The 12,939-nt window shown below is 59.7% G+C and carries 12 protein-coding genes; 5 read left to right on the plus strand and 7 right to left on the minus strand.

Annotation, left to right across the window (positions count from 1 at the left end; all coding sequences use genetic code 11):
* Nucleotides 1–68 precede the first annotated feature (68 nt).
* A complete protein-coding gene (locus G9X64_RS33975) occupies nucleotides 69–1,856 on the plus strand; it encodes a tetratricopeptide repeat protein (RefSeq protein ID WP_171378320.1) in 1,788 nt (595 codons plus the stop codon).
* Between the two features lie 196 nt (nucleotides 1,857–2,052).
* Nucleotides 2,053–4,230 (plus strand): adenylate/guanylate cyclase domain-containing protein, encoded by a 2,178-nt coding sequence (locus G9X64_RS33980; RefSeq protein WP_168311745.1) that lies wholly within the window; start codon nucleotides 2,053–2,055, stop codon nucleotides 4,228–4,230.
* A gap of 16 nt (nucleotides 4,231–4,246) precedes the next feature.
* Here the strand turns inward: G9X64_RS33980 and G9X64_RS33985 are convergent, their stop codons facing one another.
* The 5 genes from G9X64_RS33985 to G9X64_RS34005 all read right to left on the minus strand — a co-directional run bounded on the left by G9X64_RS33985 (nucleotide 4,247) and on the right by G9X64_RS34005 (nucleotide 8,487).
* The gene (locus G9X64_RS33985) at nucleotides 4,247–4,753 is read right to left on the minus strand and encodes a YHS domain-containing (seleno)protein (protein ID WP_281360315.1); all 507 of its coding nucleotides are present in this window, start codon (nucleotides 4,751–4,753) and stop codon (nucleotides 4,247–4,249) included.
* 17 nt (nucleotides 4,754–4,770) lie between these two features.
* Nucleotides 4,771–5,361, minus strand: coding sequence for an ankyrin repeat domain-containing protein (locus G9X64_RS33990; RefSeq protein ID WP_171378322.1), 591 nt, complete (start codon nucleotides 5,359–5,361; stop codon nucleotides 4,771–4,773).
* A 133-nt stretch (nucleotides 5,362–5,494) separates the two neighbouring features.
* Nucleotides 5,495–6,277, minus strand: a complete 783-nt coding sequence (locus G9X64_RS33995; RefSeq protein ID WP_017961838.1) for a FadR/GntR family transcriptional regulator — start codon at nucleotides 6,275–6,277, stop codon at nucleotides 5,495–5,497.
* Nucleotides 6,278–6,471: 194 nt separating this feature from the next.
* Entirely contained in the window at nucleotides 6,472–7,458 is a 987-nt protein-coding gene (locus G9X64_RS34000) for a substrate-binding domain-containing protein (RefSeq protein WP_017961839.1), read from the minus strand.
* Nucleotides 7,459–7,506: 48 nt separating this feature from the next.
* Nucleotides 7,507–8,487, minus strand: coding sequence for an NAD-dependent epimerase/dehydratase family protein (locus G9X64_RS34005; RefSeq protein WP_171378323.1), 981 nt, complete (start codon nucleotides 8,485–8,487; stop codon nucleotides 7,507–7,509).
* A 257-nt stretch (nucleotides 8,488–8,744) separates the two neighbouring features.
* Between G9X64_RS34005 and G9X64_RS34010 the strand changes: the two genes are divergently transcribed.
* A complete protein-coding gene (locus tag G9X64_RS34010) occupies nucleotides 8,745–9,485 on the plus strand; it encodes an ATP-binding cassette domain-containing protein (protein WP_012758785.1) in 741 nt (246 codons plus the stop codon).
* A 40-nt stretch (nucleotides 9,486–9,525) separates the two neighbouring features.
* Nucleotides 9,526–10,524 carry an ABC transporter permease gene (locus G9X64_RS34015; RefSeq protein ID WP_171378324.1) on the plus strand — a complete coding sequence of 333 codons (999 nt, stop codon included), beginning with the start codon at nucleotides 9,526–9,528 and terminating at the stop codon, nucleotides 10,522–10,524.
* A gap of 54 nt (nucleotides 10,525–10,578) precedes the next feature.
* Here the strand turns inward: G9X64_RS34015 and G9X64_RS34020 are convergent, their stop codons facing one another.
* A complete protein-coding gene (locus G9X64_RS34020; RefSeq protein WP_312864224.1) occupies nucleotides 10,579–10,821 on the minus strand; it encodes a TOBE domain-containing protein in 243 nt (80 codons plus the stop codon).
* 48 nt (nucleotides 10,822–10,869) lie between these two features.
* A complete protein-coding gene (locus G9X64_RS34025; RefSeq protein WP_168311749.1) occupies nucleotides 10,870–11,856 on the minus strand; it encodes an MBL fold metallo-hydrolase in 987 nt (328 codons plus the stop codon).
* A gap of 131 nt (nucleotides 11,857–11,987) precedes the next feature.
* Between G9X64_RS34025 and G9X64_RS34030 the strand changes: the two genes are divergently transcribed.
* Entirely contained in the window at nucleotides 11,988–12,884 is an 897-nt protein-coding gene (locus tag G9X64_RS34030) for a LysR family transcriptional regulator (protein ID WP_246271150.1), read from the plus strand.
* Nucleotides 12,885–12,939: the final 55 nt, after the last annotated feature.

Consider the following 12,939-nt stretch of genomic DNA (forward strand, 5'->3'; position numbering starts at 1 on the left):
TCGGATTTGGCGGCGTTGCCGGTCACACTGTGTTATTTTGATCCGACGAGGAATTGGGACTTACGAGCGTGACGCGAAAACTGGCGGCGATCCTGGTCGCAGATGTGGTCGGCTACAGCCGCCTCGCCGGTGCGGACGAGGATCGCATCCTGGCGCGGCTGAGAACGCTGCGCAGCGACCTGGTCGATCCGACCATTGCCGTGCACAATGGCCGGGTCGTCAAGCGTACCGGTGACGGAAGCCTCATCGAGTTTCGCAGCGTCGTGGACGCCGTGCGCTGTGCGATCGAAGTGCAGACCGCCATGGTCGAGCGCAATATCGGCGTGTCGCCTGAACATCGCATCGAGTTCCGGGTCGGGATCCATCTGGGAGATGTGGTCGAGGAGAACGACGGCGACTTGATGGGCGACGGCGTCAATATCGCCGCTCGGTTGGAGGGAGTTGCCAAGCCCGGCGCCATTTGTCTTTCCGAAGATGCCTACCGCCAGGTGAAAGCGCGGCTGGATCTTGCTGTCACCGATCTCGGCAAAATTGAGCTCAAGAATATCGCTGAACCGATGCAGGTCTATTCGCTTCAGATCGGAACTCCGCAGCCGAGCCCGGCACGACAGGTGCAGCCCGCAGTCAAAATGCCGTCAGTTCCGGCCGTTTCCGACAAGCCGTCCATCGCCGTACTGGCGTTCAACAACATGAGCGGCGATGCCGAACAAGAGTATTTCTCCGACGGTATCAGCGAGGACATCATCACCGATCTCTCGAAACTGTCCGAATTGCACGTGATCGCCCGCAACTCATCCTTCGTCTACAAGAATGTAACAGCCTCCGTGCCTGAGATGGCCAAGGCGCTCGGCGTCCGCTATGTCCTTGAAGGCAGCGTGCGCAAGGCCGGCAACCGCGTGCGTGTCACCGCCCAATTGATCGACGCGAGCAATGGCGGACATATCTGGGCCAGCCGGTTTGATCGGGACCTCACCGACATTTTCGCGGTTCAGGATGAGCTCACGCAGGAGATCGTGGCCGCGCTCAGGCTGAACCTCACGCATGGCGACCAGGATCGATTAGCCCAAGGGCGCGCACTCAATGTCGACGCTTATGAGTTGTTATTGCGTGGCCGCGAGCAGGCGTCGGCCCATACCCGAACCGGAAATATGGCCGCCCGCAGCCTAGCGGCCGACGCCCTCGCCATTGATCCGCAATATGCGGCCGCCCAGGCACTCATTTCCTTCACCCATGTGCTCGACTACGTCAACGCCTGGAGCACCGATCCGGAAGGCTCGCTGCGAATCGGCATGGATCTCGCGCAGCAGGCCGTGGAAATGGCCGAGGAACAGCCCAACGGCCGCTTCGCACTGGGCATGGCTTGCATGTGGAACCGGGAACTTGACCGCGCGCGGGCAGAAGTGCAGCAGGGCCTCGCACTTTCCCCCAACTCCGCAGATCTCCTGATACTGCTGGCCCATATCCAGATATTTTCCGGCGATCCCGCCGGCGCCCTGGAAACACTCGATGCATCGATGCGGCTCGACCCGCACCATCCTGAAATTCTCTTCCAATTTCGCGCCGATGCCCACTTTTCTCTCGGCGAGTACGAACAAGCGATTGTCGCGATCGAGCAGCGGCTCCAACAAAACTCCCAGTCTGAGACCGCCTACGCCCTGCTTGCCTCATGTTATGGGCACCTCGGCCGGCCGGAGGAGAGCCGGCAGGCCTGGGAGAAGGCACTCCGGATCAATCCTGATTTTTCTGTCGAGCGCCGCCGGCGGATTCTTCCATTCCGAAACCCCGAGGACTTTAACCGCCGTGTGGAAGGGCTACGTAAGGCAGGACTTACAACGGCGGATCTTGGTCCTTGCTGAGGGAACCTGCCGTCGAGCCCATACGGCAAACAGCTCATTTTATGGGCGGATGCGCGAGAAGCCTCTCAGATCACGCCTTCTCCGCGGGGGAATGTGGCCGGCGAACATGATGCCACCTTGGGCAACTGTAATGGCAACGGCACGGCACCTGCTGTAAGATATCGGTTAGCGGATCGGACACCGGGAAAGAGCTGGAATGGAGCGCCGTCTTGCAGCAGTCCTGATTGCGGATGTGGTCGGTTACAGCCGCATGAGCGAGATCGACGAAGAGGGAACGCGTATCCGCTTCCACACCGACCTCCACGAGCTCTTCGAACCGAAAATCGCCACGCATCACGGCCGCCTGATCAAGACTATGGGCGACGGGATTCTGGTTGAGTTCCATAGCGTGGTGGATGCTTTGCGCTGCGCAGTCAAAATCCAGCAACAAAAGGCGGAACGCAATGCGGCCCTGCGGCCCGAGCAGCGGATGCTTTTCCGCATCGGCGTCAATCTCGGCGATGTCATCGTCGAAGGGGAGGACATTCACGGAGACGGCGTCAACATAGCCGCACGGCTGGAGAGCCTTGCCCCACCCGGTGGAATTTGCATATCCGGCACCGCATTCGATCACACCGTACACAAGGCTGAGGTCGGCTTCTCGGCTCTCGGTGAGCAGCAACTGAAGAACATAGCCGATCCGGTTCGCGTCTATCGTGTTCTGTTAGATCCCTCTGAGGCAGGCAAGGTCGTCGCCTCTCGTCGGCCGCGCCGCCGGTCGATCATTCTGGCCACGCTTGCAGCGCTGTTGATCGCGACCACTGCGATTGTCTTCACATGGCCATGGCCATGGTCGTTTGTGCCGCAACGTCCATCTGTCGCGGTGATTCCTTTTGCCAATTTGAGCAGCGACGCCGGCCAGGATTATTTCACCGATGGCATTACAGACAGCCTGATTGCCGATCTGACCATGCTTTCGGACCTTGACGTCATCGGCCATAATTCGGTGTTTGCCTACAAAGGCAAGCCTCTCGTTTTGGCCGACATCGGACGCGATCTCGGCGTGCGTTTTGTCGTTGAGGGCAGCGTACAACGGATCGGCGATCAAATCCGCGTCAATGCGCAACTGAGCGATGCCGCAACCGGCGACCACCTGTGGGCAAACCGATTTAACCGCGCCGCGGCGGATGTCATGGCTGTGCAGGATGAGCTCAGTCGGCAGATCGCCGAAGCGCTCGGCCTGAAGCTCACTCAATCTGAGACGGAACGGATTACCCGTCCGCCGACCGCCAATCTCGAGGCATACGACTACTACCTTCGTGCCGAGCAGGCGACGCGTACCGGCCGCCGTTCCCGGCTGCTCGAGGCACTGGCGCTCTTTGACAAGGCGGAGGCGCTCGACCCCGGTTTTGCAGAGGCCTTCGCCGCCGACGCGCACGCGACCGCCTATGTCTGGCGAAGCGCTTACGACGACGTTCTCCAGAGCGCGCTGGCGCGAAAAAGGGCCTACGAGAAGGCTAGTCGCGCGCTGGCGCTCGACCCGGCTCTTTCATCGCCATACGCCGTTCTTGCCGTCATGCAAGTCGTGGACCGCCGCTACGAGCAGGCGGTTGCCTCGGCGCAGCAGGCGGTGTCGCTTGGGTCTGCCGATGCCGAAGCTCATATGGCATTGGCATACGTTCAACTGTTCTCCGGCAATCATGCCGAGGCCGGCGCGGCCGTCGAGGCGGCGATCAGGCACGATCCGAACCTCTCAGCCATCAATCGATACACGGCTGGTCTGGTGTTTTATTTGCAGCGCGACTACACGAAGGCCATCGACAACTTCGAACGCGCGCGCGATGGTTCTCCGGGAAATGGCGATTTCGTTACCCCACTCGCTATGGCCTATGCCCGTGCCGGTCGCCTCGATGCTGCTCGTGCGACTGTCGCCGAAGGACTTCGCTTTCTAGCTGGGCGCGATTCCCTGGCGGCCTGGCGTATCAGCAATGCCCATTTCCGCAACGAGCAGGATTTGGCGTTTATCCTCGATGCTCTGCGCGAGGCCGGCCTGCCGGAATGGCCGTTCGGTTTCAGGGGCAATGAGCAGGATCGGCTGCACGGTGACGAAATCGCAAGCGCCGTCATGGGCAAACTCCTCCGGGGCAAGACCGAGCCCTCAGGAAGCCCTGCACTCATGCAAATCGAACGCGACGGCAAGGCAGCCTTCCGCTCGGCGACGCAGATGATCACCGGAACGGTTTTCGTCAATGGGGACATGCTCTGCGAGCAGAGCGAAAACGCATTTGGACGAGCCGATTGCGGACCGGTCTACAGACCTGAAAACTTGCCCGCTGAAACCAGCTATGCTTATGTGAACTCCACCAAGGTCTTCTATTTTTCGCCCGTCAAATAGCCGCGCTCCACTTGCGTCAGTGATACTGATCCCGCTCGAGATCGGCTGCGACCTTCGGCCAGTTTCTATCGGCTTTCGGCACTGCTTCGGCCACGTGAGCGGCAAACCCCTCCGCCGATCCCTTGTCGTAGATCAGGTAAAGCTTCCCGTCGATGATCTTGAATGCCTCTGGGTCGACGTTGATCGTCACCGATCCGAGAGCCACCTCGCCCGCGCAGTAGCCGCCATACTGAGGCGCATATTTGATCGGCTCGCTGATGAACATTTCGCGGTGTTTGGCATTGGCGAAAAGCCACGGCGTCCCCAGCCATTCGTGGGAGAATTCCTCGGAGCCTTTCACCGCCTTGCCTTCGGTGAAATAGGCAACGGGGTCGTATCCCATGATTGCCACGCCGCCGAAGTACCCCGTGTTTACCGAGTCGTCGGCGAAAGCCCGCGATCCACCGACAGCGGCGAAAGCCAGAAGGAACACCGCCATAGAGCGGCCAATTCCTCGCGCACCGCTTCTGGTCCCTGCATACATCCCTGCCTCCTGTTCAATCATTGGATTTCCATGCATTTCGCGTATTCTTTCTCGCCGATGCGGCTGGCCGGAGGGCAAGGCGCGCCATGCCGCTTGAAAAGCCGCACGATGTCCGTGTTGCCCTTCCAGATCGCTCGCGTGATTGGCGTGTAGCCGTGAACCTCGGCATGACCGACGTCAGCCCCCTCAGCCAGAAGAAACGTGGCGAGAGCGACGTGGTTTTCCTCACCGGCTACCATCAGCGGCGTTACACCCGCTTTATTGGCCGCGTCGTCGAGCGTTGCGCCATGGTGGAGCAGCAGCTTGCTGATCGGCACGCTGCCGGAAAAGGCTGCGGCATGAAGCGGCGTAAAGCCGCCCGAGTTCCGAGCCATGACGTCGGCGCCTTTGCCGATCAGCAATTCGGCTATGGCAAGCTGGGCTCCGAGCGCGGCGTTGATAAGAGGTGTTGCTTGATCGCGTGCCCGGCTGTCGACATCGGCACCGCTAGCCAGAACCTGCTCGACGACGGCGGTGTTTCCAGTGGCAACGGCATCGAACAAAGGGTTCCCCGCAGCGGCCACCGTCCCTGTGAAAATCAACGCCACCGATGCAAGCAGCCCACGCATGGCTCAGCCCCCGAAGGTTGCCAAGGAAAGTAGCACAAGCCGCGGGTTTTGGGTAGGCATCGAGGACTGTAGGAGGTTGAATTCCCCCGCATCAAGCTATCGGCAACGCGCCAGTCGGACAGGATGCAAAAATCTATCGTGACCACCGGGCGATGATTTCGTCAGTATTTGCCAACGCCTTGCGGACTGCGTTGCGCGCCATGGTCGGTCGCTGTAGTCGAATGCTTTTCTCAATATTTTCATGAAGTTTCAGCGCGTACCGCAAATTGTCTTCCTCCCGCGTCACATGGGCGAAGAGGTGGTTCAGCGCCGATTCGATCAAGACGCCGAGCGGCACCAGCAGATCATTTCCCGAGGCGCGTAAGATCGCGATATGAAATCGCGCATCGGCTTCTGTTCGCTGCTGGAGCGATGTCGCCTGATCCATGTCATGCAGGGCCTGGTTGATCGCGTTCATTTGCTCGTCAGTTCGGCGTTCCGCAGCAAGCGCGGTCGCTTCCGGCTCGATCATATGCCTGAGTTCTTGCACGGCCCTCAGAAAGGATTCGCGATCAGGAGATGCCGCATACCAGCCCAAGACATCTCGATCCAGCAGGTTCCAACGTTCCTTGGGTTCGACCCAGCTGCCGATTTTCGGGCGGGAAGAAAGCAGGCCCTTGGCCATCAACATCTTGATCGCTTCGCGCACCGCCGATCGGCTGACCTCAAATACTTCCGACCATTTTGCTTCATTTGGCAGGATCGTGCCCGGCGGATAGTCGCCGCGCACGATTCGCAGACCGATCTCGCCTGCTAAGGACACATGAACACTCGCCCCAGTCATGCGGGGAGAATTTGGGCGCCTTGTGGTGGCCGAGCGGTCAACCATCACCACCTCGAGCGCAGCCGTTGGCTTTCCCGATTTTTTGTCAGGCATCTATTTCTACTGCCTCAGCATTCTTTCGACTGTCTGCACGTATGATCACAACAATCGTAATAACGAGGAAGTCGCCTGCGATTGACGCTGGCACAAAGCGCGGAATTCAGGGCGCGTCAAGCCCAGCGGATCTCTCGATCCGTCTCGTGAAGACAGTCGGCGCACCCTTGAACCGGGTGCGCCAAACCGTGAAGCTACTTTTGAATGCAGGTGTCGACTGTATCCTTCGTGCACTCATCGAGCCCGGTGAAGACCGGATCTTCAACCGGCTTGCCGGCAATCAGATCCATCATTACCGACGGTGCCTTGTAGCCCATCTCGAACGGTCGTTGGCCGACGAGCGCCGTGACCAGTCCTTCCTTCGCAATGGCGACCTCGTCGCCGATCGTGTCGGCGGCACCAATGACGAAATCGTTGCTGGCGATCTTGTCGGCCATCGGCTTGAACAGGTCGCGATAAGGTTGCGGCGCGCCGAACAATGGCCAGCCACCCATAATACCGAATGCGTCCAAGTCGGGATTGGCCGCGAGAATATCGGTCATTGCCTGAACACCCTTGGCACCATCGTCATTGGTGAACACCGGGCAGCCGGCGACCTCGGTCCAGCCACCCTCGCCTTTCAGCTCGGTCAAGCCTTTCTGACCAGTAAGCGTGTCGCGCATCCCTTGTGCGCGACGTAGAATATTGTCCGCTCCCGGATTGCCTTCGATCGTGCAGATCTTGCCGCCCTTCGGCTTGCCCTTCTTGATGTATTCGCCGATGCGGGCGCCCATCAGATAGTTGTCGGTGCCGAGATAAGTCTTGCGCAACGCTGCATCCTCGGCGGCAAGATCGGCATCGAGGGTCATCACTGGAACCGTCGGATTGGCCGTCTTCAAGGTCTGGGCAATGAGCTTTGCATTTGACGGCGAGATTGCGATCGCAGCCGTGTCCGCCTTGCCCAACATATCCTGAACGATCTGCGCTTCGCCGGCTTCATCGGATGTCGATGCCGGACCGGTGTAGAAGCATTCGTATTCAGAAGTGGGGTTCTCCTTGTTCCATTTCTGGCAACCTTGATTGATTGCTTCGAAGAACGGATTGTCGAGGCCTTTGACGACGATGACGAGTTGCTTCTTGGCCAGGGCCTGCCCGGCGGTCAGTGCTAAAACTGCGGCTGTAAGTAGTAGTGCCTTCCTCATAGTTTCCTCCCTTGAAACAGACGGACACCGCGTGCCCGCCACACAAAATCAACCCGGATACCAGACGATGCGAGGCTCCTCCTTCGAACGCTCGTATTGCCAGGCCGAGTCGATAAGCATTTCGAGATCGTAGTTTGGCTGCCAATCCAGCAGGTACTTCGCCTTGCTGTTGTCCATCCAATTGGAATGGAAGCGGCTCGGTATGTCGACAGAGCCGAGATTGCGCGTGCGCAGGAGATAGGCGGCGACTTCAGCATAGTCGACGGGGCGATCCATGCAGATATTGAAGAGCTGCCGCTCCGCCCGGGGATTGTCGATCGCTGCCAATATTGCCGATACGAGGTCGTCGACATGGACGAAATTGCGCTTCAGTGCACGTCCGTCGGCATCCAAGAGCAGCGGCACCGTACTCATCGCCGCATAGCGCCGTGCCGCGTCTTCCGGAACGAATGTCTTCCAGTCCGGGCCACCAAAGACGTCGTCTCCAAAAGACAGCGAATACTTGAAATCGTCCTTTTCCATGATCCAGGGCGCGCGCAGACAACAGCCATTGAGGCCATACTGAATGCCAAACTGCTCCAGCATGACCTCTTCCAAGACTTTGGATAGCGCATAGCTTCCCGGATAGGCACAATGGTGGGCGTTCTCGGTGATCGGGCCGTCGTGGCGATAGTGGAAATGTCCAACACCCGCATCACCACCGATCAGGATGAACTGGCGTGCCGTAACGCTCGTACGGAACTCCTCGAGCAGCCAAAAGAGACCTTTGACCGTGACATCCATGATGTCTTCAGGCGTTTCCTTGCATGTGGCGAGATGCACAACATGGGTAACGTCAACCAGCGCCGCTGCCACAACATCGCGATCGGCGATCGAGCCTCGGAAGACATCGACACGGTCGGTCGCCTCGTACAAACGATTATGACAAAGCGCACGAATACGGGCTTTGGAAAATCTCAGATCGTCAAGCAGCCCAGCAATGAAGCGCCGCCCGACCTTGCCCGTCGCTCCGGTCACAAGGATCAGCATGCCGTTTCTCCCCCATCAATAGCTAATATCTGCGCGCCACTCTCGTCAAATGATATTTGTCTGACAAAACAGATTTTTGCGACAATAAGGTCAATTGCCGGGACAATGAGTTGACGCTGTCGCAGGGTTTTGCGTAAATGCTCCCGATCGCTTTTCCTGGGAGGATACTGGAAGCGAACTCGCCGGAGCCTTGCCTTCAAGACAAGCAGGGTTCGGTGCGATGGATAGCCCGCAGGTTTTGGGAGGCGAGAAGGCTGGTGGCGGTTCTTGAGCTCAGCAATATTTCCAAACATTTCGGTGCCATCCAGGCAGTCAACGATGTTTCGTTCTCGCTCGAAGCGGGGCAGGTTGTCGGCCTCATGGGCGACAACGGGGCTGGCAAATCCACCCTGGTAAAGATGATTGCCGGCAACTTTCGACCGAGCCATGGAACCATGCGGCTCGACGGCGCTGACCTCGTGCTTCATCGGCCGAAGGAAGCACGCCAGCATGGCATCGAGATCGTTCACCAGGATTTGGCGCTCTGCAACAATCTGACGGCGGCAGCGAACGTGTTCCTCGGACGAGAATTGCGCCGCGGCGTATGGCCTCTTCGCATCCTCGACCACAAGGCCATGTACAAACGCGCCGGCGAGATATTTCGCGAGCTCAAATCCGAGACGCGGGCGCGCGATCTCGTCAAGCAAATGTCAGGTGGCCAGCGCCAAGCGGTCGCGATCGGCCGCACGATGCTCTCGGAAGCGAAAATCGTATTGATGGACGAGCCGACCGCAGCCATTTCCGTGCGCCAGGTGGCTGAGGTTCTCAATCTGATCCGCCAATTGCGTGACCGGGGCATTGTCGTTGTCCTGATCAGCCACCGCATGCCCGACGTCTTCTCGGTCGCCGACCGCGTGATCGTGATGCGGCGCGGCAGAAAAGTAGCCGACAAGCAGATTGCGGCAAGTTCGCCGGAGGAAGTGACGGGGCTTATCACCGGCGCCATCGAACAGGTGTGATCGATGCTGTCCAACGCAACAGGAAAGAAGAAGGTCGACGATGGCGATCACACTTGACCAGACGATCGGACAGAAGCAACGGAGCTGGCTTGCGACGATCATGGCCGGCCAGACATTCTGGGTTCTGATTGCGGTCATTCTCGCCTGCATTTTTCTGTCGACGGCGACAGACTCTTTTGCGACCGCGAAGAACATCTACAACATCACCCGCAACGTCACCTTCGTCGCCATTATCGCGCTCGGCATGACGCTGGTCATCATCACCGGCGGCATCGATTTGTCCGTCGGCTCCGTGCTTTGCCTCTGCAGCATGGTGCTGGCGGTGGTCATGCACGCAGGATACAGCATTGAAGTCGGCATCGCCGCTTCAATCGGTACTGCTCTTTTGGTCGGCGCTTTTAACGGCGTATTGATTGCCTATCTCGGCTTCCCGCCTTTCGTCGTCACGCTCGGCATGTTGTCGATTGCGCGCAGCCTTGCGATGGTTGCGTCCAACAACACTGTCGTTTTCCAGTTCGGACCCGATCACGACAAACTACTGGCGCTGGGTGGCGGCGCCTGGGTTTTCGGCATCGCCAATCCAGTGCTTTACATGGTCGTGCTGGCACTCGTGACCGGTTTTGTGCTGCGCTGGACCAAGTTCGGCCGCTATGTCTTTGCCATCGGCGGCAATGAGCACGCCGCGACACTGACGGGTGTTCCCGTGCCGAGGATCAAGGTCATCGTCTATATGATTTCTGCCCTCTCGGCAGGGGTTGCCGGTATCATTCAAACCGGCTGGCTTGGCGCCGTCACCACAAACATCGGCGCCGGGATGGAACTTCAGGTCATTGCCGCCGCAGTCATCGGCGGCGCCAATCTGGCCGGTGGCGTCGGCACCGCCTTTGGAGCCTTGGTCGGCGCCGCACTTATCGAGATCATCCGCAACAGTCTTGGCCTGCTCGGCATCAATGCATTCTGGCAAGGATGCTTTATCGGCGGGGCAATCGTGCTGGCCGTCCTTTTCGACCGACTTCGCAACTTGCGACAGGGCGAGTAGGCGAATCCGGCCCTTGAGAGACTTCTGCAGCTTGTGCCAAGGGCGGCCGTACGTTCAAGCGGTATGACTTTGGTCGGTCTGCTTTATTGTCTGTCCGTTATCATTGAAAAAGTGCACCTTCGAGACATCGGCGCGAAGTCCTATTTGGATTCCCGCCTTCATGTCACGACCGTCGTGCAGGACGAGGCAATCGTGCCCGTCTGGCAGCTTGACGTGATGCAGTGTTACCGCCCCGGTATATTCACAGAGCCCGACGGTTCCGCGCAGCGTCCCATCTCGAGGCGGCGATACTGAGATATCTGGTGCTCATGTCGGGTTCAATCCTCGCGACCGCCGGAGCGGACCTCAGTTCTGCAAGGCCCAGTCCGCTATCTGCCAGCGCATCTGCCCACGGTCGGCGACGACACGGCCGAGCCCTGGGAAGGGCATGTGCGTGGCGGCGATGAGCGCACCCTCCGAAGCGGCGCGAGGAAAAAAGCGGTCGCGCATCGCTTTGGCCGCTGCAGGGTCCTGCTCGAACAGGAAGAACACATCGGTCGCCCCGGGATGCACGACCGGAAAGATCATATCCGAAACCATGATGAGGCTCTGCCCGTCATCTTCTACCCGCACGCCAATATGGCCGGGTGTATGGCCGGTAAGGTCGACAATTGAGACGCCCTGCACAATCTCACGCTCACCGTCAATCGCCTGGAGTTTCGGATAGAGGCGTACGACCTCCTGCGCCATCTTGAAGCTGGTCTGCAGATAATCGGGCGCGCCGCTGCGCTTGGCCGGATCAGTCCAATGGGTGACGTCGCGGCGATCTATATAGAGTTCCGCCTTGGGGTAGTTGTTCTTCCCTCCGAGAATCAGACCGCCCATGTGGTCCTGATGCATATGCGTGACGATCACCGCGTCGATCTGGTCGCGCTGCAGGCCGAGCGCGGCGAGCGCCTGCGGCAATTGCCCGGTTTGCCCGATCGAGCCCGCCGCACCGGCATCGATCAGGATGCGGCGCTCGCCATCCTCGACGAGATACTGGTTGAAAAGGAACCGCACCCCACTCGGCCGGGCGGTGAACTGCGCGACTGCCGCCTGTTCAACCTCCGCCGCGGTGCGCCCCGGAAAATAACCATAGGGCATATCGGCATACCCATCCGTCAACGCCGTCACCGTAAAGCGACCGATGCGGATCTGCGCGAGCGGCGTAACGCTCACCGGCGCGTTGGCGGTATCCTGCGTCGCAGCAAACGCAGACGCGCCTCCAATCATTCCTCCGCCGAAGAGGCTCCCCCCGAGGAGACCGAGAGGGAGAGCGCTTGCAAAGGCACGACGCGAAAGTTGGGGCATGACGTCTTTCCTGATCATTGGCAATAGGGGTGCCGGCAGCGCCCTTGGACGACGTGAAAGCTATGATACCCACAAACAATAGGGTATCCTACCATTTTGGGAACTTTCCTCTCAGTTTGCGGAAGGATTGGATGGATCGTTTTGAAGCGATGTCGGTACTGCTGGCGGTGGTCGATGCCGGCAGCCTTTCTGCTGGGGCGCGGCGACTGCATGCACCGCTCGCCACGGTTAGTCGCAAAGTCGCCGATCTCGAAAAGCACCTTGGTGTGCGCTTGGTCCTGCGCACCCGCCGCGGCCTCGCCGTGACAGAGGAGGGGCGCGCCTTCGTCGCCGCGTCACGTCGCATTCTGGAGGAACTGGACGCGGCGGAGCGGCGGGCCAACGGCGATTATGGCGCGCTGCGTGGCAGGCTGCACGTGACCGCACCGATTGCCTTCGGTGAGCGCCATCTGCTGCCAATTGCGCTGGAATTCCTGAAGGAGCAACCCGATATCAACCTGCGCCTGAGCCTCGTCGATCGGCAGCTAAGTCTGGCGGATGAGCACGTCGATGTGGCTCTGCGGATCGGGCATCTCGCGGACAGCGCGCTTATCGCAACGCGCGTGGGCACCGTCCGCCGGGTGATCTGCGCGAGCCCCGAATATCTAGCCCGCCGAGGAGTGCCGCGTCAGCCGGATGACCTCGCCCAGCACGACGGCATAAGTTTCCAGGGCTTCGCGACCGCGCCTGAATGGCGCTACCGCCGGGATGGCGCGGCCTTTGCTGTCGAGCCGCGCTCCAAACTCGCGGTCAACACGACGGAGGCTGCCATTCAGGCTGCGCTGGCCGGTATCGGCATTATCCGCGTTCTGTCTTACCAGATCTCCGATCACTTGCGCTCCGGCGCGCTGCAGGAATTGCTGACGGAGTTCGCACCGGAACCGCTGCCGGTGAACGTTGTCCATGGACCAGTCGACCCCCTGCCGCTGAAGGTGCGGTGCTTCCTCGACTGGATCAGGCCCCGCCTACGCGCGCAGATGGCTTACTAGGGCACAGACTCATAACGACCTGATCCAGATGCGTGTTGCGGCGAGTTTGATCGCA

The organism is Rhizobium sophorae (assembly GCF_013087515.1).
Classification (GTDB): Bacteria; Pseudomonadota; Alphaproteobacteria; order Rhizobiales; family Rhizobiaceae; genus Rhizobium; species Rhizobium sophorae.